This is a genomic window from Lacibacter sp. (genome assembly GCF_035299325.1).
Taxonomy (GTDB): Bacteria; Bacteroidota; Bacteroidia; order Chitinophagales; family Chitinophagaceae; genus Lacibacter.
In genome coordinates this window covers 177578-200279 of the sequence record NZ_DATGWT010000025.1, presented here as the reverse complement: position 1 = coordinate 200279, position 22702 = coordinate 177578, and the positions used below count along the sequence as shown (strand labels likewise).

Below are 22702 nucleotides of genomic sequence, written 5' to 3'. Positions count from 1 at the left end.
TTCCTTTAAGCTATCAATCCTTTCACCACATTCCCTGCAACATCAGTTAAGCGATAGCGCCTGCCTAAATGTTTAAATGTAAGTTGCTCATGATTCATGCCCATCAGGTGAAGCACTGTTGCATGAAAGTCGTGTACATGCACCGGATCTTTTACAATGTTATAACCAAACTCATCTGTTTCGCCATATACACCGGGCCTCACTCCTCCACCCGCCATCCAGATCGTAAAGCAACGTGGATGATGATCACGACCATAATCTTCTTTTGTTAGCGGACCCTGGCAATAATTGGTACGACCAAACTCTCCACCCCATATCACCAATGTTTCATCAAGCAAACCACGTTGTTTCAGATCGGTGATAAGTGCTGCTGATGCTCTGTCTACATCTGCACATTGTCCTTTGATCTGACTTGGCAAATTGTTATGTCCATCCCAACCCTGGTGATATAATTGTACAAAGCGAACATCATTCTCAGAAAGTTTTCTTGCAAGCAAACAGTTTGCTGCATAAGTTCCGGGAGTTAAACAATCGGGCCCGTATAATTTTATAATGTCTTCGGGTTCTTTACTCAGATCGGTAATATCAGGCACTGATGTTTGCATGCGATAAGCCATTTCGTATTGCTGAACTTTTGCCTGAATCTCCGGATCACCAAATTCTTTATAAGTTTCCTGGTTTAACTCAGCAAGATTATCCAGCATTTTGCGTCGCTCATCTTTATCCATCCCATCCGGATTGTTGAGATACAACACAGGATTATCACCACTGCTGAACTGAACACCTTGATGAACGGAATCAAGAAAACCATTCGACCATAATTTTGAATAAACACCCTGGCCATTTCCTTTTCCTTTTGAAAGCAACACACAAAACGCAGGTAAATTTTTATTCTCGCTACCCAAACCATAGCTAAGCCATGAACCCATACTTGGCCGGTTACCAACCTGTGCTCCTGTCTGGAAAAAAGTTAATGCAGGATCATGATTGATGGCTTCGGTATGCATACTGCGTATAATGCAGAGATCATCTACCACTTTTGCTGTATGAGGAAGCAACTCGCTGATCCATGCTCTTGCCTGACCGTATTGATTGAATTGAAAATAACTTCCTGCTAACGGAAACTTTGCCTGGTCAGCGGTCATACCTGTTAAACGCTGACCCATGCGGATAGATGCAGGAAGATCTTGCCCATGCATTTTTTCCAGCATCGGTTTATAATCAAACAGATCTAATTGCGATGGTGCTCCGTTTTGAAAGAGATAAATGATACGTTTTGCTTTTGGTGCAAACTGCGGCAAGCCGGCAAGTATTGCTTCTTCCGTATCACCACCAAGCATATCAGGAACAAGTAATGAGCCTAATGCCATACCACCAATACCCATTCCGAGTCTTGATAAAAAACGGCGACGGTTTAGATGTAAACCATGTTCAAGAATTTGTTTTTCCATCATCAGGTTTTTGTTATTGCTTCTTCCATGTTAAAGATTGTATTGATCGCTTTCATCAACGCAGCAGATTTATTTTTATCTACATCATTGTTCTGCGGATATTCACCGGCTTTCAATATGATCGCTGCATCTGATTTTTTCTGTTGAAATAGTTGCAACTGCTCATTGTAATAATTCTCCAGTATACTCAATTCTTTGGCCGATGGTTTTCTGCAAACGATCAAACGAAAAGCTTTTGTTATTTTATCATTCACTTCCGATCGATCGAGCATTAACTTTTGTGCAAGTACTCTCGATGCTTCCAGTACAGCAGGATCATTCATCATCACCAGTGCCTGTAAGGGCGTATTTGTTTTTAACCGTTTTACTTCGCATTGATCACGGTTACTTGCATCAAACATCGCCATGCCCGGTGGAGGAACGGTTAATTTAATAAATGTATAAAGTCCCCTGCGGTACAGATCATCTCCGTGATCCTGCCTGTAAACGGCTAACACTCCTCTTCCCGAAGTGGCAGCTTCCCAAAGACCTTTCGGTTGATATGGTTTCACACTTGGCCCGCCAATCGTTTTTACCAATAAGCCACTGCTTGCTAAATAAAGATCACGGACAAACTCTGCTTTTAAACGAAGACGTGGGCCTCGTGACAAGTAAATATTCTCCGGATCTTTTTTTAGCTGCTCTTCTGAAACTTTTGCGGATTGACGATAAGTTGCTGAGGTCAGAATCTGTTTCACTAATCGTTTTATATTCCATCCGTTTTCCATAAAATCAACTGCAAGCCAGTCGAGTAATTCAGGATGCGAAGGAAGTTCGCCCTGCATACCAAAATCGCCTGAAGTTTTTACAAGGCCTCTTCCAAAAAACTCCTGCCACATCAGGTTTACAAAAACTCTTGCAGTGAGTGGATTGTTTTTATTCACTGTCCATTGGGCAAGCCCGACTCTGTTGCGTGTGAATTTGCTTGTATCAAATTTCATGACTGCGGGAATAGCCTCGGCCTTTACTTCCTCGGTCGGTTGATCGTACACCCCACGGTTCAGCACAAATGTTTTACGTAGTGTATCCCGTTCGCCCATAACAGATACAGTGAGGTTGCCGGTATCTTTTGTATTAATGAAGGAGAGAATATTTTTCCGTTCTTCTTCGCTGATGGTAAGTATCGGATTCTTTGCAGGTTTTGATGCGCTTACATCACCTTCAAAGCCTGCTTCTTTTGTGTTGTTGAAAAATGCAAGAAAGGAGTAATAATCTTTTTGTGAAAACGGATCGTACTTATGATCATGGCATTGCGCACATTCAATGGTGATGCCTAATATTCCTTTACCAAATGTTTTTGTTTTATCGATGAGGTATTCAATACGATACTCTTCAGGAATCACACCACCTTCTTCGGTGTACTTATGATTACGGAAAAATCCTGTAGCCAGTATTTGTTCTTTGTTTGCTTCAGGTAACATGTCACCTGCAATTTGCCAGGTGAGAAACTGATCATACGGAAGATTTTTGTTAAATGCATGGATCACCCAATCTCGCCAAGGCCATTGCGTTCTTATATTATCATCCTGGTAACCGTAGCTGTCTGCATAACGGGCAACATCCATCCATTGCACCGCCATTTTCTCTCCATACTGCGGACTTGCCAGTAACTCATCGATCATTTTTTCGTAGGCAAACTCACTCTTATCGTTTACAAATTTATCCATCATCTCAATTGATGGTGGTAAGCCGGTTATATCAAGAGCTATCCGTTTCAGTAACCGTTCTTTATCGGCTTCTTCATTTTGTTCGAGACCCTGTTCATCTAACTTGCTCAGGATAAAATAATCGATCTCATTTTTTGCCCGATTCTTATTATCAATTTCGGGAAGCGGAATTTTCTTTGGTGAAGCAAATGCCCAATGCGATTCATACTTCGCACCCTGCTCAATCCATTTCTTGAAAAGCTTTATTTCATACTCACTTAAAGCACCCAGATGCGCTTCGGGTTCAGGCATCATGTATTCGGGATCAGTAGAAATGATGCGTTTATACAATTCCGAATTTTCAGGCTCACCTGCAACTAATGCAAATGCTCCTTTTGTTTCTCTGAGCGGAGCAAAAGCACTGTCTGCAATATCAAGGCGCAGACCTGCTGCCCTTTTGTTACCATCGGGACCATGGCATTTAAAACATTTGTCGGAAAGAATGGGACGGATATGAAAATTATAGCTGACCGTTTTTGGTATTGAGGAACCATCGCTGTTCTTACCACGAAAGCAGGATACAGCTAATAGTAAAATGGAACAAATAGTCGCTATTGTCCAGATAGTTTTTTTATACATGGCAATCGGATGGCTTTTGCGGAACCCCGGTCAATAATTCCCTAACTGATTATTGAAAGGCCCTGATAAATCTAACGCAAATTATTTTTATTACGAAAGCGAAAAATAGACAATCGGACGAAATGATGGAGGATTCTATTGGGAGTAACGAGCTGGGCTTCATGCAGGTTGGGAATTGAAATTGGTTGATGTTTGCTGGTCAGGCCCAACTTGCATAAAACCCAATGTTACAAGCCATTTTTTTGTGTCACCTGACTACCATTTTGAATTATTTTAATTTTTTCATAGCGAAAAACCTTTGCAGGCTCTGGGTCGCCTTTTGTAGGAAAGTAGTTTGCAGGATATCCTTTCTTTGAGTAAAACTGTCCAGTTACAGAAATTCGTAATGGAATGTTTGTCCCGTTATAAAGTTTGTTTGCTGCAGGTATTTTATTGCTTGCTGGTTCAAGATAAAAATGCTCAATGTTGGAAGTGTCGTTGGAGTATTTTGTCTCAAACCATTGAGGACAGGTACACATAATTGCTGCATATGAAACGTCAAGTGTTTTTGGCTGTCCACTTAATGAGCCTTTCTCAACTAAATATTTCGCACTGTCAATTTGGTCTGCAATACTTTGGCCATAATTACTTTTTACAATTTTATACGAAGTGTATCTAAACACTTTGGCTTTGTCAACCTGTTGTTCATCTTTTACAAAACCGTCTGGATAGCCTTTGTCAACATAATACTGTCCTGTAAATTGGACGATGTCGCCTGTATACTCTAATGTGTCAGAAAGAATTAGTGAAGAGTCTGCTGGCTCAACAAAAACGCAGTGTGAAGCAAGACTGTCGCCTTCATATTTTTCTATTGCATCAAGGGTCGCCCAATTTGCACATTCACAAGCCCACATGATATAGTGAAACTCCTCTGTCTGAACCTTACTGTCCAACTTACTTTGTTGTGTCGAACAGGAGAGAAGGAATAATATTATTGTCGCTGCTGATAGATGTTTCACTGCTGAATTAAAATGGCTTTTACGTTTTAGGGCTTTGTGTTGTGGTGGGTGTCAGGGAACGTCAGCCCAAACCATAACCGAAAGCCCGATTGAAAAACTAAAGCTAAGCCTTTGTTCGTCACCCCACCATAACACAAAACCCATGTAAGCGGTAGTTTAGTTGTCCAGCAAATGAAAGTTGCATAGGCGTAAATTTAAAATTTTTGAATCAATTTTTGCCCACTCGTCAGGCTCCTTGTGATAAGAGAGCTGGCTTGAGAACAATAATTCCAAATCTTTTCCAACTGTTAATTTAACGGAGTCGTAAAATATTGTTTCTATGTAAGTGATTTTTTCTTGGTCGAGTTTTTTCTTAATGCTTTTTAGTTGTGTGTCAATCCAAGGCTTTTTAAACCAAGATGTTACTTTGAAGTTTTCGTTTTGATAATGGAAGTTTCGGTTAAATTTCCAACTACTTGCCCAGTTTAAAATATGAGAGTTTGAAATGGAATTTAGTTTGTCCTGCCTAAAGTTGAATTCATATCGGTCATACAAAATGGCATCGTAATTTTCTGGATTGAAATCTGGATTTGAAAAGCCGTCAGGTTGCCCTAGCGTTTGAATTACAAAGTCTTTCTTGTCGCCAATTTTAATAGGTCCAAAATTTTTACCCTTAATTAAGTCTATAAATTTTACTTCAATCATTTGTCAAGAATACGTCTTAAAGTTCAGGTTATTTGGGGGGCTGTTTAAATTACCGCTTACACATAAATATACGATACAAACACACTTTTCAGAAAATTGCAGAAATTGATTTCTAAGCAGTTGTAATTCGCCATCTTCATTGTAGTGTCGCCAAGCCAATTCTCATTTTTTTGGTGAATGTCTGTTGAACACAATAGTTCATGTGTGTGCATAGGTCAATTAAACAATGAACGCAATCGCTCATCTGTAAAATCCTTCACACACATCAACACATGGTCAAATTTATCAAACTCATATTCTTCATGCAAAGTTGTGAGCACCACTGCTTTCATACCTGCACGTTTTGCACTCTCCACTCCTTTTGGAGCATCTTCAAATACAATACAGTTGGTTGGTTCAACGCTTAATCGTTCAGCACATTTCACAAATGTTTCAGGATCAGGTTTGCTTACGGCCACATCATCGGCACTTACGATTGCACTGATATAATGACGCAGATCAAGATTGTCCAACACAAAATCAATATTGAACATGATGGCTGCTGAACCAATCGCCATTTTAATTTCTTGTTGATTTGCTTCTTCTAAAAACACATGCAACCCCGGAAGTAATTTCAAATGCGGTTTGAATGCCAGTTGATAATGCCGTTCCTTCTCATAACTCATTTCACGTTTTTCATCGTCACTGAAACGGCCCGGAAACATGCGTTCCAACAGCTCATCATTTTTACCATAACATTCCTCCTTCATCCGCTCCATGGAAATATCTGCACCTAACTCATTCAGTATTCCATGCCATGCTTTGATATGATAATGCATATCATCGATCATCGTTCCGTTCAGGTCGAATAAAAATGCTTTCTGTTGATTCATGGTTGTGTTATTGCAGCGCAAAAGTATTGATCAATAAACAAAACCGCCCATGCAAATATGACATGGGCGGTGTATGAATTATAAGCTTACGTTTTATTCTTACCAGAACTTCACATACAATGCAGTCAATATAAGCAATGTAAATACGATCATGGCAATAACAGAAGGTTTCAGCTTGAACATTGATTTATCCAGTTCAAATGCTTTTGGATTAACCTTAGGTCCGGTAAGACTGATACCGATCATCACAGCCATGGTGATAAAGAAGGCCCATCCCATATTGATGAGGAATGGAATTTCATACACACCATCATTGTTTTTGAAAGCAGTATACATCAAAGTTTCATGACCAAATATGTTTACTGCAAAGCTGTTGAAGAAAATAGCCATTACAAAACCCGTAATTAAACCGGCTACCGCAGCGCCACCTGTTGTACGTTTCCAGAACATACCGAGGATGAACATGGCGAATACACCGGGACTGATAAAGCCGGTATACTTCTGAATAAATGTAAAGCCGCCTTCACCACTAATGCCCAGCATATCTTTCCATTCAAACACCACGGCTAATACGATTGAAACCAATGCAGCCATTCTACCAACCCACACCATGTTTTTCTCTTCGCCTTCTCTGTGTGCGTTAGCAATTTCAGCTGTTGAAGAAATATCTTTATCTGCTGCAGGCTTTTTCCTGAAGTACTTTAAATAAATATCCAATGTAAAGATGGTACCAATACTGTTGAGCTTACCTGCAAGTGATGCAACGATGGCAGCTGTTAATGCAGCAATCGCTAACCCCTTTAATCCCGATGGTAAGAAACCAAGAATTGCCGAGTAGGCATCATCCATTCCTCTCAAACCTTCCAGGTGACCATTCTTATGTAACACATAAGCAGCGATACCAGGTAACATCACAATGATCGGCATCAACAACTTTAAGAACCCAGCAAACAAAATTCCTTTACGTGCAGTATCCAGATCGGCACCCAATGCCCGCTGTGTGATGTATTGGTTACAACCCCAGTAATTCAGATTCACGATCCACTGGCCGGCGAAATACATCGCAATACCGGGAAGGATCAAATACTTATTGACATCCTCCTGCGAAGATTCCGCAGTTGGTTTATCTAATATCATATGGAAGTGGTCAGGAGCCTGATCCATTAATGTTTTAAAACCTGCCATTGCATCTCTTCCCAAACCAAACTTTTCACTCACAATCGTTAATGCAAAATAGATCGTTGCAAAACCACCAATGATCAATACAGCTACCTGTATTACATCGGTGTAACCGATCACCTTCATACCACCTAATGTAATGATGAGTGAGAATACAGCGAGTGCGATCATTACTGTGTGTAAATATTCAGGTCCGATCAATCCGCTGATAGCGATGGCTCCCAAATATAAAATGGAAGTAAGGTTTACAAACACGTATAAGAACAACCAGAAGATGGCCATGATCAACGACACCGTTTCGTTATACCTCGTTTTTAAAAACTGGGGCATGGTGTAGATCTTGTTCTTTAAATACACGGGCATGAACCAAACAGCAATGATGATCAATGCAAGAGCAGCGATCCATTCGTACGCTGCAACAGCAATACCAACAAAATAACCGTTACCACTCATTCCGATAAATTGCTCTGCAGAAATGTTAGAGGCAATTAACGAAGCACCGATTGCCCACCATGTAAGTGAACCTTCAGCTAAAAAGTAATCATGCGATGCGGAGATGGTGGCTTTCTTCTTTTTATTGTAAACCCAATAACCGTAACCGGCAACAAGGATAAAATAAAACACAAAGATGAGAATGTCTAAGCCTGATAAACTGTTCATTAGCAAGTTTTACGTTTTGAAAAAATAGGATGGCTGTTTAAAAGCTTTAAATCTATGAATAAAAACAATTAAATGTTCTACTTATAGAAAACTTGATTCCATCGTAGCTCATTTTTGAATTGATAGAGGTCTGTCTGCTTACCAATGCGGACGTATTCGATACCTGCCATCTCTGCAAAATCTTCCATATGCTCTGAAGTGAGGTTCTGACTATAGCCTGTGTGATGTGCTCCACCGGCTAATATCCACGCTGCACAACCATCATTCATATTTGGATATGGTTTCCACAGCACTCTTGCAACAGGAAGTTTTGGAAGATCAGCAACAGGTGCTATTGCTTCCACTTCATTAACTAACATTCGGAAGCGGTTGCCCATGTCAACGATTGATGCATTCAATGCAGGTCCTGCTGCAACATTAAACACCAAACGAACAGGATCTTCTTTACCACCTATTCCTAATGGATGAATTTCACAATTTGCTTTTCCATCAGCAATGCTTTCGCAGATCTCCAGCATATGTGAGCCAAGTACCAATGGATTCTTTGGATCGAAGTGATAGGTATAATCTTCCATGAAGCTGTTACCGCCTTTCAAACCGGTGCCCATTACTTTCATGGTTCTTACAAGCGCTGCCGTTTTCCAATCACCTTCACCAGCAAAACCATAACCTTTACCCATTAAACGTTGCGAAGCTATGCCCGGCAATTGTTTCATGCCATGCAGATCTTCAAACGTATCACTGTATGCTTTGTAGTTTCCGTGTTCAAGGAAGTATTGCATGCCCAACTCAATTCTTGCAGCATCACGCAGCGACTGGTATTGTTTACCATCTTTCTTCAACGATGCAACAACATTGTAGGTATCAAAATATTCCTGAGTGAGTTTGTCAACATCAGCATCACTCACTTCATTGATGACTTTTACAAGATCGCCAATGCCATGCGTGTTCACACTATAACCAAATTTCATTTCTGCTTCCACTTTGTCACCATCGGTAACAGCTACATAACGCATGTTATCACCAAAGCGAACAATGCGTGCACCTTGTGAATCATTCCAACCAGCCGCAGCTCTTGCCCATGTATTGATCTTATCCAATACAACCGGATCCTGCCAATGACCAACCACTACTTTACGTTTCAACTTCATGCGGGTCATGATAAAACCAAACTCTCTGTCGCCATGTGCACTCTGGTTGAGGTTCATGAAATCCATATCAATTTCACTCCATGGAATGTCACGGTTGAATTGTGTGTGCAGGTGCAATAATGGCTTATGTAAAATATTTAAACCTCTGATCCACATTTTTGCAGGTGAAAATGTATGCATCCATGTAATGATGCCGATACAATTGGTTGCTGCATTTGCTTCGGCGCAGATGGCATATATTTCTTCTGATGATTTAACTGTTGGTTTAAACACAACGTTTACCGGTATCACAGCAGCATCGTTGAGTGATCCTGCAATTTCCTGTGAGTGTGCTGCTACTTGTTTTAATGTTTCTTCACCGTACAGGTCCTGGCTGCCTGTAACAAACCATACTTCTGAATTTTTAAACGCTTTCATTTTTTAAATTGAATCTGTGATCGATTGAATGTTTGCTGTAAGATTGGCTGTAAGATTTTTTATGATTGCCCGTAATAACTGTCAGGTCCGTGTTTACGTTCGTAATGTTTTTGACGAATAGAATCTTTTAAACGTGGAGCAGAGGGATTGATCTGTTCAGTAAGCAACGATGTTTGTGCAATAAACTCCAGCACCGCACTGTTGTGTACTGCCTTTGCTGCATTCTTACCCCAAGTGAATGGAGCATGATTACCCACTAAGATCATTTCCACTTCTTCATAACTCAATCCACGGTCTTTAAAGCAATTGAGAATCTGAAAACCTGTTTCGTATTCATAATTGCCTTTGATCATTTCATCACTCATGGGAGCAGCACATGGAATATCAACGGTATTGTAATCTGCATGTGTTGTACCGAAGATGGGAATATCCCGTTGCGATTGTGCCCATGCTGTTGCATACGTTGAATGTGTGTGAACAATACCGCCGATCTTTTCCCAATGCTTGTACAATACTGCATGTGTTTTTGTATCGGATGAAGGACGAAATGTTCCTTCAACTGTGTTGGCATCAAAATCAACGATCACCATTTTATCGGGACTCAGATCTTCGTACGGAACACCGCTCGGTTTAATGGCGAATACACCCAAACTTCTGTCAACCGCACTTACGTTACCGAATGTAAACAGCACCAACCCTAGTTTGGGCAACTGCATGTTTGCTTCGTATGCTTCTTCCTGTATGTGACTATACTTGCTCATGAATTATGCTGTTAATGATTCTACACTTACTTGTTTGGTTTGTTCTTCCATGAACGCACCAACTTCTTTATACTTTTCATAACGGTGCCGGTAAACCGCTACACGATCAGGATTGGGATGATACTCTGCATCAAAGCCCTGTCCCATTGCTTTCATAGCATCTTCCACTTTGTTGTACACACCGCCAACAGTTGCAGCAAACATCGCTGCTCCTAATGCACAGGTTTGTTCGCTCTTATGAATTTTGATAGGCATATTCATCACATCGGCCATCATCTGCATAATGAATGGAGATTTTTTTGCTACACCACCAAGACCGATCAATCCTTTCACCGGAATACCTTGCTCAACAAAACGTTCAACAATTGCTTTTGCACCAAAACAAGTTGATTCAACAACTGCTCTGAACATTCTCACGGCATCGCTTCCCAGATCAAGACCGGTAATAGAAGCCGTAAGCAATTGATTGGCATCCGGCGTTCTTCTTCCGTTGAACCAATCCACTGCCAATTCACTATGTTCATCTACTTCTAATTGTTCTGCCAGCTTGCTTAGTTGCGGAATAATTGCATCTTCTGTTTCGCTGATGAGTTTTGATTTTGTTGCATCATCAACTAAGGTTGACTTTGACAATATCTGTTGCAATGGCCATGTGAGTAAACGTTTGTACCATGCATATGCATCACCAAATGCAGATTGACCTGCTTCCAACCCGATCATACCGGGAATAACGGAGCCGGGTACTTGTCCGCAAATACCTTTGATAAGTTTTCCTTCTACATCTTTTACCGGTGCCACCATCATATCACAAGTGGATGTGCCCATTACTTTACTTAAGTAATAGGGTTCGATCTGTCCACCCACTGCACCCATATGAGCATCATATGCACCAACACCAACCAAAGTTGTTTCAGGTAAACCTAAACGTGTTGCCCATTCTTTGGTGATAGTTCCCACTGATTGATCAGCCGGATATGTGTCTTTGAATAACCGATCAGTAAATCCGTCAAGCAACGGATCTAATGTGGCAAAGAATTCATTGGGAGGAAGTCCACCCCACTCTTTTGCCCATAATATTTTATGACCTGCAGAACATACGCCACGTTTCATTTGATGTACATCTGTTCCGCCAACTAATAAGAAGGGGATCCAATCGCAATGTTCAACAAATGAATAAATGCTGTTTCTCACTTTTTCATCTGCACGTAACACACGCAACAGTTTTGCCCAGAACCATTCAGAAGAATAAATACCACCAACGAATTGTAAATAGTTGGGTTCAAATTTTTCTGCATGTGTATTGATCTCTGCTGCTTCGCCAACGCCTGTATGATCTTTCCACAACACAAACATGGCGTTGGGATTTTCTTCAAAACCGGGAGTTAATGCAAGCGGTGTTCCTGTTTTATCTACAGCAACCGGTGTTGATCCTGTTGTATCAACAGAAAGTGCTTTTACTTTTGAAGCAACTTCAGCACCAACCTTTGCCACACATTCTTTAATGGTTGCTTCCAGTCCTTCCACATAATCCAACGGGTGCTGACGGAACTGGTTCTCGTTCATGTTGCAGTACAACTGCTTTCTCCATCTCGGATAATAAAACACCGATGAAGCAAGTTCTTCACCGTTTGCTGTGTTCACAATAATGGTTCGTACGGAATCTGATCCGTAGTCGACACCAATTACATAAGACGCTTCACTACTCATAAATTCACTTTATAAAAATCAATTAACGGAAATTTTGTACTTGGTTACGGTATGATACTTTTCACCCGGTTTTAATAAGGTTGACGGAAATGCTGGTTTGTTTGGTGAATCAGGGAAGTGCTGTGTTTCCAGACAAAGTCCTGTGCGGAGATTGATGGATTTGCCATCACTTGTTTTGATTGTTCCATCTAAAAAATTTCCTGAATAAAATTGTAACCCCGGTTCAGTGGTAAAAACTTCCAGCTTACGACCACTTACAGAATCACTCAACGTTGCAACCAATTCAAGATCGCTTCCTGTACGTGTCAATACAAAGTTGTGATCGTAACCACCTTCAACAGCAGCAATGCGTTCACCAATTTTGTGTGGTTGTAAGAAATCAAACGGAGTTCCTTTTACATCTTTCAACTCACCTGTTGGAATTAATCCTGCATCAACAGGAGTATATTTATCGGCATTGATCTGCAGTTGATGATCAAGAATGGTATTGTTTACATCACCTGTTAAATTGAAATAACTGTGGTTGGTTAAATTCACCACAGTTGCTTTATCTGTTTCTGCAGTATAATCGATCAATAACTCATTCTCATCTGTGAGTGTATAAACAACAGTGATGTTGAGGTTACCGGGATAACCTTCTTCTCCATCTTTGCTTAAATAAGTAAGCGTCAAAGATGCAGTGCTGTCAGCTGGTTTTGCATCCCAAACAACTTTGTCGTATCCTTTGTTTCCACCATGCAAATGATTTGCACCATTGTTGGTTGCAAGTTGATACGTTGTTGTATCGATCTTAAATGTTCCTTTACCAATACGGTTACCATAACGGCCAATGATGGCACCGAAGTAAGGAGGCTTAGCCAAATAACCACTCAGGCTATCAAAACCTAACACGACATTGCTTTTGTTACCGGCTTTATCAGGTGTAACCCATGATGTAACAACGCCACCATACGTTGATATCTTAATCTGCACACCATTTGCATTGGTTAACGTGTACAGGTCAACCGGTTTGCCATCAGCTTCACCCCATGCAACTTTTGTTACTTTTTCATTTGTTGATTCTTCGCTTTTCTTTTCAGCGCCATCGCCACATGATGTGAGTGCAGCAGTTGTAATTGTTGTCATCAATAATAGTTTTTTGAAATTCATATGATCGTTTTATTTTTTTAATGTTGGCCAGCCTTCTTTATCCCAGGCGAGTTCGTTAATTAATAGTTTTGATCGTCCTTTATCCAGCGCATCATATCCATGATAAACAATGTAGTCTTTACCATCAGCATGATAAACCGCATTATGTCCTGCACCAAACCATTCCTTAGCATCGCCTTCGAGTACCAGCGTGCCTCCATTAGAGGTCATAGTTACAGAATTTTTATCAAGATAAGGACCTGTTACCTGTTTACTTCTTCCCACCACTACTTTGTAATTGCTCTTTTCGCCACGACAACAATAATCCCATGAAGCGAACAGGTAGTAGTATTCTCCTTTTTTGAAAATGAACGGCGCTTCAATGGCATTTCCTCCGGTTGTATCAGTTCCATTGCCGTTTGATCTTGCAGCAATAGAAACTAATTGATCCGGTTGAGCAAGCGTTTTTAAATCACTGTTCAGTTTTACCAATTTAAGTCCGCTCCAGAATGAACCGAAGCTGAGCCAGGCCACTTTGTTCTCATCAATAATAAGATTGGGATCAATTGCATTCCAGCGATCTTTCCCGGGAACAGATGCAATCACTTTGCCCAGATCTTCCCATTTATATTCGGGTGATGAGGGATTCAATGTTTTATTGACTGCCACACCAATGCAGGAATTATTTTTTCCAAACGTTGATACAGAATAGTAGAGATAATACCTGCCATTGAAATAGCTGATATCGGGTGCCCACGTGTGACCACGATAACCCGGTACAGCTTCAACAGCCCATTGTGGTGCGGTAGCGAAAACAGGTTTTTCTTTTTTCCAGTTTTGAAGATCGGTTGATGAGTAAACAGAAATACCAAAGCCCGTGCAAAACAGATAATATGTGTTGCCTTCTTTGATCATCACCGGATCATGCACAGATGTTTGACGCATTGGTTTAATGGTGCCAACAGAATCGCCCCTGCCCTGCGCATGAATCATTAATACACTTAACACAAATACTATCGTTGCAAAAAGCTTCATTCTTTTTCTTACGGCAGTTTTATTCTTAATACCGAAAATGAATAAGGAGCTGCCATGTAATCAAACTTTTTATTTTTTATTGCGATGGTTGATTCTTTTGGTGCAACCTGCATGGGTTGATCGAATGAATTCACCTCTGTTAAACTGCTTCCCTGCAACACCGTTAACTTTCCCTGTGCTGCTAACTTCTTCACGCCTTCAACAGATAATATAGTTGCCTGTTCTTTGTTTGATGCATTAACGATCTTGATCACCAGTTCATTTGTTGCTGCATCAATTACTGATGATGCATACAAACTGTCCTGTCCGGCAACAACATCATTGTTGAGTGTAAGCGGAACAACCTTCGAACCTTTATTTAAGGAGAAAAGTTTTTGTACATAGTAAGTAGGCGATCCGTATGAACGGAGATTATCAACCCAGATCATATCAGGCGCCCACTGCCATCCATCGATGTGTGAGAACAATGGCGCATAAGATGCCATGCTTACAACATCTGCATTGCGTTCCAAACCTGTCATGAATGCAGCTTCGCTGATGGCTGCCAGCCATGTGTTGCGTTGTGCACCATTTGTTTTATCAACATGTGATGCATATTCACCTGCAAATACTTTTGAACCTGTTCTTGGGTAATTATCGTAACGTCTTACACTGCTGAAGAACCATTCTGGACTGCGGTAATAATGCTCATCAATCAGATCGGTATTCATCTTACGCAATTCTGTATTCAATAATTCAAAACGATCACCATCAGGTCCTGTACCTGAGCTTGCAACTATTTTAATGTTTGGATATTTGTCCTTGATTGCTTTTTGAAAGATCTTCAACCGCTCAATGTATTGCGGTCCCCAGTTTTCATTACCAACACCAAGAAACTTTAAATTGAATGGAGCTGCATGTCCCATCTCTGCACGTTTCTTACCCCATTTAGTAGTTACATCGCCATTGGCAAATTCAATGAGATCCAATGCATCCTGTACATACGGATCGAGTTGATCTAACGGAACAAGCTCAGCAGAATTAAACTGGCAAGCCATGCCACAGTTGAGAATAGGTAATGCTTCTGCACCTACATCTTCTGACAATTGAAAATATTCGAAGAAACCTAAACCAAATGTTTGAAAATAATCAGGAGCAGGACGATGAGGGAATTCAATATTCCAACGGTTCATGATGAGCTGACGTTCTTCAATTGGCCCGATCGTTTTTTTCCATTGATAACGATTGGAAAGATCAAAGCCTTCCACAATACAACCACCGGGGAAACGGATAAAACCGGGCTTCATATCTGCCAGCAGTTGAATCATATCTGCACGCATACCACCGGGACGTTTCTTCCACGTATCTTCAGGAAACAAAGAGATCATGTCAAGATCTATTGTGCCTGTTCCTTCAAACCAGATTCTGAACTGTCCTTTTTGTGCTGTATCAGTTGATTGAAAACTCTTTGCTAATTTCTTCCATGCATCTCCGGTTGCTGTTGCATCAACAAAGCTGTTGCCGATCAGCTGGTTCTTTGCATTCAGTAATTCAACATGCAGTTTAATATTCCCTGATGTACGATACATCACAGAGAAATCGTAACGCAGATCCTTTTTAATACCCATGCCACGGAAACCTTCATTCGTCATGCTCAGGTTTCCTTTTGCTGCATTGTTTAACTGCACACGCAGGAAACGTGGATTAGGGAGATTTGCTCCCTGCCTGTTCTGTACAGTAACTGCACCTTCAACAAAAGGACGTTGATCTACTTTCCAACCCATCAATGGTTTAAAGAATTCGAATGATCGGTTTTTGATGAGTTCAGCATAAATGCCACCATCTGCACCGAGGTTAATATCTTCAAAAAACACACCCCACATGGTAGGTTGTATATCTGCAGCCGGTTGGTTTGCTTTAATGACCAATGTTTTTTTCTGCTGAGCGAATGAAGTAGCAGAGAGAACGAAGACTGCTGCAATAGCAATGATCATTCTCTTGCTGAATATCTTATTGAATTGATACTGCATCGATAAAAATTATTTAAGGGCAAGAACAACTACTGAAAAAGGAGGCAACTGAACCTGTAAAGTATTACCAGTCAGTTTAGCGCCATTGAAAACAGTTGGTTGAATATTTGTTGGCTGATCAAATGAATTATAATCCTGCAGTTTTTTAGACGTAAGAATTCTGCCTGACACAGATTTGATATTTAATCCACGCACATCAATTGTTACGGTTTGTGATTTAGAAGCATCAATATTTACAAGTGATACATGGGCTGTTCCGTTTTTATCTTTTGAAGCGGATGCAGAAACTGCAGGCAGCTTTTCATTACCCAAAACATAATCATTTGTTTTTAGTTGCAGGGGAAGCATGGTAGCATCCTGGTGAACATTGTACATTTCCATTACATGGTAAGTGGGCGTGAGCAACATCTTCTCCTGGTTTGTAAGGATCACCGCCTGCAACACATTTACTGTTTGTGCCAGGTTAGCCATGCGTACACGATCAGCATGATTATTGAATATATTCAAAGTCATACCTGCAATCATTGCATCTCTTATTGTATTCTGCTGGAATAAAAATCCGGGATTTGTGCCAGGCTCCACCTCGTACCATCCACCCCACTCATCAACAACCAACGCCACACGTTTATTCGGATCATATTTATCCATGATCGTACTATGGCGGGTAACATATTCTTCCATGCGCCAGGCCGATTTCATGGTAGCAAAATATTGTTGTTCAGTAAAATCTCTTGCCGGACCTTTTTGGTTCCAATTAATAACTGCATAATGATGCAATGCAACACCTTCCATCATATTATGTGGAATATCACGCATCAATACTTCTGTCCAGTTATAATCATTCCCGTTTGCGCCCGATGCTACTCTGAATTTATTAGCCTCGTTTTCAAAGTCAGACATATAAGTAGCATACTGACGGTAGATATTTGCATAATACTCGGGCTTCATGTTTCCACCACAACCCCATGCTTCATTGCCAACACCCCAGATATTTACATTCCATCCTTTTTCACGACCATTTTTTACACGCCATGTGGTCATTGGGCTTGTATTGGGTTTACCATTTACATATTGCACCCAATCAGCAAGTTCCTGAACGGTTCCGCTTCCAACATTTCCAGCGAGATAGGGCTCTGCTCCAATCATCTCACACATATTAAGGAAGTCGTGTGTGCCGAAACTGTTATCCTCAGTAACACCACCCCACCAACGATTAACGATTGCCGGACGATTTGCTTTAGGACCAACACCATCTTTCCAATGATAGGTATCAGCAAAACAACCACCGGGCCAGCGAAGATTGGGCACCTTCAGTTTCTTCAATGCGTCCACAATATCATTGCGTACACCATTAGTATTGGGGATCACCTTATTGGTATCTCCAACATAAAAACCTCCGTAAATACAGGTTCCTAAATGCTCAGCAAAGTGACCGTAGATATGTTTACTGATCTTGTCTTTTCCCAAATCGGCGTTGATAACAACAGAATTCTGCGCACTGGTAGTCAGTTGCGTAATGACAAGAGCGAAAACGAATAAAGATTTAATGAAGTTTCCTGGCAGATGAAGCCTGGATGTGCTGCATGGAGCATACTTTCTTTTGCGAATGGCAACAATCATGATAGCAAGTTTTTTGAAAGCCTCCCTGCTGATCAGCAATTTTTCAGCAGTTGGCCGGAAGCCTTTTGGTTTAAAAAATGAAAATAAATACTTTTTTGATAACAATTGTCATTTTTACATTTATTTTTATCCTCATTTCTACTTCCTTAACTTCGAAGCCATGCTGAAGTATCAAAACCAGACCCGCTTGCTTGTTGCAGTTGACTGCATCATTTTTGGATTTGATGGTAATAAACTCAAGATCTTATTGATTAAAAGAGGCCTCGAACCCAAGAAAGACCACTGGAGTTTGATGGGTGGTTTTGTGCAACCCGCAGAAAGTACCGACGAGGCGGCTAACCGTGTATTAAAACAATTGACGGGGCTCGATGGTGTTTACCTGGAACAGTTCTATACCTTTTCAGCAAAAGACAGAGATCCGATCGAACGCACTATTTCCGTAGCTTATTTTGCTTTGATCGATATCCACCAATATGAAAAACAGATCAGTGAAGAATATCATGCTGAATGGTTCCAGCTCGATCAGATACCCGAGCTGATCTTTGATCACTCACAAATGGTAGCAATGGCAAGAGAGAAATTAAGATACAAAGCAGCCTTGCATCCCCTGCTGTTTGAATTGCTGCCCGCAAAATTCACACTGCCACTGTTACAGAGTTTGTTTGAAGATGTGTATGAAACAAATTTTGATAAGGGCAATTTCAGCCGTAAGATCATTTCAACCGGACTTTTGATCAAACAAAAAGACAAGGATAAAACGAATTCAAAAAAAGGCGCCTTCTATTATAAGCTTGATAAAAAGCATTACAAGAAAAATTTCCATTCGGTGTTGAAATTCATTCCCAACCTGAATAATCATCTGGAAGTAGAGAAGTAATCGGCTCTTGGATTACTTCATATAGAATACATCCTTTAACGGCGTGCTCACAGGTGAGTTATCCGGGTTTGTTTCCATGATATCTTTCATATACGCCCACCATTTTTGCATGACCGGGTGACCGGGCAGATCGCTCAACTTTGCTGGGTCTTCGGCTTGAAGCACAGCAAACAAGTCACCTGTTGTTTCATCAAGGAAAATGCTGTAATCGCTGATGCCGGTTTGATGCAGCAACTCTTCAAGATCGGGCCAAAGTTCATCATGACGACGTTTGTATTCTTCTTCCTGGCCTTTGAATATTTTCATGCGTGATGCAATACGTGGCATAACGATAAGTTTAGTGGGTAATTATTTTTTTATGATGTAACGGGTTAATTCACCGGGATGCTGTAAGATCAATTGTTGAATAACAACATCTGCGTTGATCTTTGCACCATCAAGACTGGTATGCGTATGATCACCGTGAAACAGCTTTTTTACTTCTTCCTGGCCCATTTCATCATACTTGTCTGCAATCAGTTTGTTTAGATCAAGAAAGTAAGCACCTTCTTCTTTGGCAACTTGCTCAGCCCATAATGCATAGTTATCTGATGAGCGTGTTACTTTTCCATTCTTCCAGTTATCACGTGGAATCAATGAACAGACAATCGGAATGCCGCCCTTGGCTTTTGTTTCACGCACATACTTACGCATGTACCAACCATAACTATACACTGTTTCATTGATCTTGCGAATAGGGTTATAAATCTCAGAACTATCATTACCAACGCCACGGATTGTTCCTCTTGCACGAGCCGTATCATCTAACGGACTTGCATCGTTATGACCAAACTGCATAATGACATAATCACCTTTCTTTAAATTGGCAAAGATCTTTTCCCAACGGCCTTCTGTGATAAACGTACGACTGCTTCTTCCGCCAATGGCATGGTTCTGTACAGAAATTTTTGTTGTATCAAAGTATCCGGCCATAAAACTACCCCAACCCCACTGACCATTTTTACCGCTTCCATCACCATTACGAACAGTTGAATCGCCAATGATATAAAACACAGGCTTGGTTTGCATTACTGTAAATGATACGATCCCAAGAACAACAACAAGTGTTAACAGCTTACTTAATTTCATACTACAAGTTTATGTGATAGAGTTATTTCTTAAGATAGGTTACCAGCGGCAATTCCTTACTCAGGTTGCGGATACCTTCTACAACTGATGCCGCATTGATCTTTGCACCATCTACATTTGTATGTGTATGATCACCATGAAAAAGTTTTTTAACTTCATCCGGCCCTAACACATCATACTTATCGGCAGTAATTGCATTCAAGTCGATAAAAAAAACGCCTTCACTTTCTGCAACTTCCTTTGCCCATTTACCAAAGTCATTATTTGCACGCTTTACTTTACCATCAACAAACTGGTTGCGTGGAATCATTGAACAGATGATGGGTCTTGCTCCTTTACTTTTTGCTTCTTTGATAAACTTTTTTAAATACCAACCATACGTATGCACGGTTTCAACAGTTCCATCTTTCCATGTCAGTTCAACCGTTTCGTCACCGGTTCCTCTCAGCACACCACGGTAACCTGCACGTGATGTATCAGGCTTGCTGCCTTCATTATGTCCAAACTGCATGATCACATAATCACCTTCAGTAAGTGTTGACATTACTTTATCCCAGCGCTTTTCTTTGATAAAAGTTCTTGTACTTCTTCCGGCCATTGCCTGGTTACTGATGTTGATTTGCGTTGAATCAAAGAACTCAGCAATCATTTCACCCCAGCCGCATTGCGGACGGTTGGTATTACGAACCGTTGAATCGCCAATGATATAGATGGTTGGTTTATTGTTACTGAGAACAATAAAAGAGGTCATCACAGAAAACAATAATAGTAATCGAAGTACATGTGCATTTGCTCTGATCCATTTCATGCGCTGATGATTTTATTTTTTTGTAATGATCGTGATGTTCGGTTTTGGCGGTGTCTTCATTCCTTCGCCCAAAAAATAACTTACATGCGGTGGTTGATTGTAAGCCACATTCTGCCAGGCAATGCTTAAACGATATTGTGGATTGTGCATCAACGTGTACAGTTTTATTTCTGTTGGAATAGCTGTTGAATAAATACGCAACTCTTTGCTATCTGCCGTACGGCAAATAATTTCTTCTCTCCAATCGCCAAACAAATCAGCACTTAAGCATGGATTAGCTTTCGTACCATTGTTACTTACACAACCGAAATCTCTGCCATCAAATAATTTCACCATTGAACTGTTGACATAATCCCATTTGCTGATGTTTACACCATTCAGTATTTCACTCAATGCATCTCCATCCCAATAAATACCCATGTTGCAGGGTGGTGTTTTATCGGCGATCTTATTTCCTTTATTATCAAATAAACCGGTGATCCCTGCACCTGCCACCCAACACTCAAAGCCGGGATAACGTGGATCAATATCCAATGCTAACCCACGACCGGGGCCTTCGCCATCTTCACCTGCTTTCACAGATGCTTTCTTCCAGATCACTTCACCTGTTTTTGCATCACGAAAATTTGCACCTGCATCACCAAATTTTTCCTGTATGCCGAACACTTCCAGACCCGGACGCTCGGGATCCATATCACTCGTATGCAATGCATCTCCATGACCAATACCTGTGCTGTATAATCCTTTTCCATTATCATCAATCGTCATTTGACCATAAATAATTTCATCTTTTCCATCTCCGTCAACATCAGATACATTGATATTATGATTTCCCTGTCCTGCATACTCTTTATTACCCGGTTCGTTGCTGTCAAACACCCAGCGTTTCACTAATTGATTGCCTTTGAGATCCCATGCAGCCAACACCGATCTTGTATAGTAACCTCGACACATCACCAATGATGGATGTTTACCATCTAAGTAAGCAATAGCAGCAATAAAACGATCCATACGGTTGCCATAGCCATCACCCCACATTGTTTTTAGTTCGGCTTCTGTGGGGTTAAGAGAGGTTGGATACCGTGGAGGATCATAACTAACTGTAGAAATAGCTGCACCTGTTTGTCCATTAAACACCGTTAGAAACTCAGGGCCGCTTAAAATATATCCACGTTGATTGCGGAAGTCTTTTGTGCTGTCGCCAATAACATTTCCTTTACCATCAATTGAACCATCGGCCGTTTTCATAGCGATCTCTGCTTTGCCATCGCCATCAAGATCATACACCATGAACTGTGTGTAATGTGCTCCTTCCCGAATATTTTTTCCAAGATTGATCTCCCATAAAAATGTACCATCCATTTTATAACACTGAATAATTGGAGGATCAGTCATACCGGCTTGTGAATTATCTCTTCCTCTTCCTGTCATATGAATAAAGACCTCATACACACCATCACCATCCACATCACCAACACTGGCATCATTCGCTGAATAGCCGGTTGGTGTTCTTAATGGAATAGAAACATATGGTTTTGCATTTGCAGCAAGTGTAAACGATTCGCCTTTTGCTTCTTCTTTTTTGTTGATGATCGCTTTAACCGTATAAACATTTACTGCATTTGTATCAACTGCTTCATCAGTAAACCCGGTTGCCTTCAGCAATGGAGCTTTATTCAGCTTACCGGTTTTACCATTAACGGTCTTGTAAAGATTAAATGAAAGTGATTGATCTTCTGTTCCCAGCAAGCGCCAGCTCACAAATACTTTTCCATTACCTGCCGGCACTGCATGCACACCACGGGTAAGGAATTCCATCTGGTATTGTGCAAACACACACATACTTAAGCAAACGAAAACAGCAGTGAATGATACAAATCTTTTCATAATAAA

18 protein-coding genes are annotated in these 22702 nt (G+C 40.7%); 1 reads left to right on the top strand and 17 read right to left on the bottom strand.

All coding sequences use genetic code 11. The annotated features are described in order from the left end of the window. Positions 1–5 precede the first annotated feature (5 nt). From VK159_RS14805 to VK159_RS14745, 13 genes are all read right to left on the bottom strand, one after another. Positions 6–1454, bottom strand: coding sequence for a DUF1501 domain-containing protein (locus VK159_RS14805; protein WP_324230934.1), 1449 nt, complete (start codon positions 1452–1454; stop codon positions 6–8). Further along, complete coding sequence (locus tag VK159_RS14800) at positions 1454–3775, bottom strand: PSD1 and planctomycete cytochrome C domain-containing protein (RefSeq protein ID WP_324230933.1); 2322 nt, start codon at positions 3773–3775, stop codon at positions 1454–1456. The genes VK159_RS14805 and VK159_RS14800 overlap by 1 nt, the downstream gene beginning before the upstream one ends. Before the next feature lie 227 nt (positions 3776–4002). Further along, positions 4003–4707 (bottom strand): hypothetical protein, encoded by a 705-nt coding sequence (locus VK159_RS14795; protein WP_324230932.1) that lies wholly within the window; start codon positions 4705–4707, stop codon positions 4003–4005. A 222-nt stretch (positions 4708–4929) separates the two neighbouring features. Then, positions 4930–5457, bottom strand: a complete 528-nt coding sequence (locus tag VK159_RS14790; protein ID WP_324230931.1) for a hypothetical protein — start codon at positions 5455–5457, stop codon at positions 4930–4932. A 215-nt stretch (positions 5458–5672) separates the two neighbouring features. Then, the gene (locus tag VK159_RS14785) at positions 5673–6329 is read right to left on the bottom strand and encodes an HAD family phosphatase (RefSeq protein WP_324230930.1); all 657 of its coding nucleotides are present in this window, start codon (positions 6327–6329) and stop codon (positions 5673–5675) included. A gap of 99 nt (positions 6330–6428) precedes the next feature. Then, positions 6429–8168: a sodium:solute symporter family transporter gene (locus tag VK159_RS14780; protein ID WP_324230929.1), complete on the bottom strand. Its 1740-nt coding sequence runs from the start codon at positions 8166–8168 to the stop codon at positions 6429–6431. A 77-nt stretch (positions 8169–8245) separates the two neighbouring features. Beyond that, the gene (gene araA / locus VK159_RS14775; RefSeq protein WP_324230928.1) at positions 8246–9736 is read right to left on the bottom strand and encodes an L-arabinose isomerase; all 1491 of its coding nucleotides are present in this window, start codon (positions 9734–9736) and stop codon (positions 8246–8248) included. 59 nt (positions 9737–9795) lie between these two features. After that, positions 9796–10497 (bottom strand): L-ribulose-5-phosphate 4-epimerase, encoded by a 702-nt coding sequence (locus VK159_RS14770; protein ID WP_324230927.1) that lies wholly within the window; start codon positions 10495–10497, stop codon positions 9796–9798. A gap of 3 nt (positions 10498–10500) precedes the next feature. Further along, complete coding sequence (locus VK159_RS14765) at positions 10501–12204, bottom strand: ribulokinase (RefSeq protein WP_324230926.1); 1704 nt, start codon at positions 12202–12204, stop codon at positions 10501–10503. 18 nt (positions 12205–12222) lie between these two features. Then, the gene (locus tag VK159_RS14760) at positions 12223–13329 is read right to left on the bottom strand and encodes an aldose epimerase family protein (RefSeq protein WP_324230925.1); all 1107 of its coding nucleotides are present in this window, start codon (positions 13327–13329) and stop codon (positions 12223–12225) included. Positions 13330–13362: 33 nt separating this feature from the next. Next, positions 13363–14367, bottom strand: coding sequence for an arabinan endo-1,5-alpha-L-arabinosidase (locus VK159_RS14755; protein ID WP_324230924.1), 1005 nt, complete (start codon positions 14365–14367; stop codon positions 13363–13365). Between the two features lie 8 nt (positions 14368–14375). Then, a complete protein-coding gene (locus tag VK159_RS14750) occupies positions 14376–16376 on the bottom strand; it encodes an alpha-L-arabinofuranosidase C-terminal domain-containing protein (RefSeq protein ID WP_324230923.1) in 2001 nt (666 codons plus the stop codon). 9 nt (positions 16377–16385) lie between these two features. Further along, the gene (locus tag VK159_RS14745) at positions 16386–17996 is read right to left on the bottom strand and encodes an alpha-N-arabinofuranosidase (RefSeq protein ID WP_324230922.1); all 1611 of its coding nucleotides are present in this window, start codon (positions 17994–17996) and stop codon (positions 16386–16388) included. A 160-nt stretch (positions 17997–18156) separates the two neighbouring features. Between VK159_RS14745 and VK159_RS14740 the strand changes: the two genes are divergently transcribed. Then, entirely contained in the window at positions 18157–18873 is a 717-nt protein-coding gene (locus VK159_RS14740) for an NUDIX hydrolase (protein WP_324230921.1), read from the top strand. Positions 18874–18885: 12 nt separating this feature from the next. Here VK159_RS14740 and rhaM read toward each other — a convergent pair whose 3' ends face one another. Genes rhaM through VK159_RS14720 form a run of 4 tightly spaced genes read right to left on the bottom strand, consistent with a single transcriptional unit; the run spans position 18886 to position 22696 of the window. Next, positions 18886–19200, bottom strand: coding sequence for an L-rhamnose mutarotase (rhaM, locus tag VK159_RS14735; protein WP_324230920.1), 315 nt, complete (start codon positions 19198–19200; stop codon positions 18886–18888). A 21-nt stretch (positions 19201–19221) separates the two neighbouring features. Continuing rightward, positions 19222–20001: a rhamnogalacturonan acetylesterase gene (locus VK159_RS14730; RefSeq protein WP_324230919.1), complete on the bottom strand. Its 780-nt coding sequence runs from the start codon at positions 19999–20001 to the stop codon at positions 19222–19224. Positions 20002–20023: 22 nt separating this feature from the next. Beyond that, positions 20024–20809 carry a rhamnogalacturonan acetylesterase gene (locus VK159_RS14725; protein ID WP_324230918.1) on the bottom strand — a complete coding sequence of 262 codons (786 nt, stop codon included), beginning with the start codon at positions 20807–20809 and terminating at the stop codon, positions 20024–20026. 12 nt (positions 20810–20821) lie between these two features. Next, complete coding sequence (locus VK159_RS14720) at positions 20822–22696, bottom strand: rhamnogalacturonan lyase (protein ID WP_324230917.1); 1875 nt, start codon at positions 22694–22696, stop codon at positions 20822–20824. Positions 22697–22702 lie beyond the last annotated feature (6 nt).

Coding starts and splice junctions, on each gene's coding strand:
- VK159_RS14805 (WP_324230934.1), bottom strand. CDS start 1,454: ATGATGGAAAAACAAATTCTTGAACATGGTTTACATCTAAACCGTCGC.
- VK159_RS14800 (WP_324230933.1), bottom strand. CDS start 3,775: ATGTATAAAAAAACTATCTGGACAATAGCGACTATTTGTTCCATTTTA.
- VK159_RS14790 (WP_324230931.1), bottom strand. CDS start 5,457: ATGATTGAAGTAAAATTTATAGACTTAATTAAGGGTAAAAATTTTGGA.
- VK159_RS14785 (WP_324230930.1), bottom strand. CDS start 6,329: ATGAATCAACAGAAAGCATTTTTATTCGACCTGAACGGAACGATGATC.
- VK159_RS14780 (WP_324230929.1), bottom strand. CDS start 8,168: ATGAACAGTTTATCAGGCTTAGACATTCTCATCTTTGTGTTTTATTTT.
- araA (WP_324230928.1), bottom strand. CDS start 9,736: ATGAAAGCGTTTAAAAATTCAGAAGTATGGTTTGTTACAGGCAGCCAG.
- VK159_RS14770 (WP_324230927.1), bottom strand. CDS start 10,497: ATGAGCAAGTATAGTCACATACAGGAAGAAGCATACGAAGCAAACATG.
- VK159_RS14765 (WP_324230926.1), bottom strand. CDS start 12,204: ATGAGTAGTGAAGCGTCTTATGTAATTGGTGTCGACTACGGATCAGAT.
- VK159_RS14760 (WP_324230925.1), bottom strand. CDS start 13,329: ATGACAACAATTACAACTGCTGCACTCACATCATGTGGCGATGGCGCT.
- VK159_RS14755 (WP_324230924.1), bottom strand. CDS start 14,367: ATGAAGCTTTTTGCAACGATAGTATTTGTGTTAAGTGTATTAATGATT.
- VK159_RS14750 (WP_324230923.1), bottom strand. CDS start 16,376: ATGCAGTATCAATTCAATAAGATATTCAGCAAGAGAATGATCATTGCT.
- VK159_RS14745 (WP_324230922.1), bottom strand. CDS start 17,996: ATGATTGTTGCCATTCGCAAAAGAAAGTATGCTCCATGCAGCACATCC.
- VK159_RS14740 (WP_324230921.1), top strand. CDS start 18,157: ATGCTGAAGTATCAAAACCAGACCCGCTTGCTTGTTGCAGTTGACTGC.
- rhaM (WP_324230920.1), bottom strand. CDS start 19,200: ATGCCACGTATTGCATCACGCATGAAAATATTCAAAGGCCAGGAAGAA.
- VK159_RS14730 (WP_324230919.1), bottom strand. CDS start 20,001: ATGAAATTAAGTAAGCTGTTAACACTTGTTGTTGTTCTTGGGATCGTA.
- VK159_RS14725 (WP_324230918.1), bottom strand. CDS start 20,809: ATGAAATGGATCAGAGCAAATGCACATGTACTTCGATTACTATTATTG.
- VK159_RS14720 (WP_324230917.1), bottom strand. CDS start 22,696: ATGAAAAGATTTGTATCATTCACTGCTGTTTTCGTTTGCTTAAGTATG.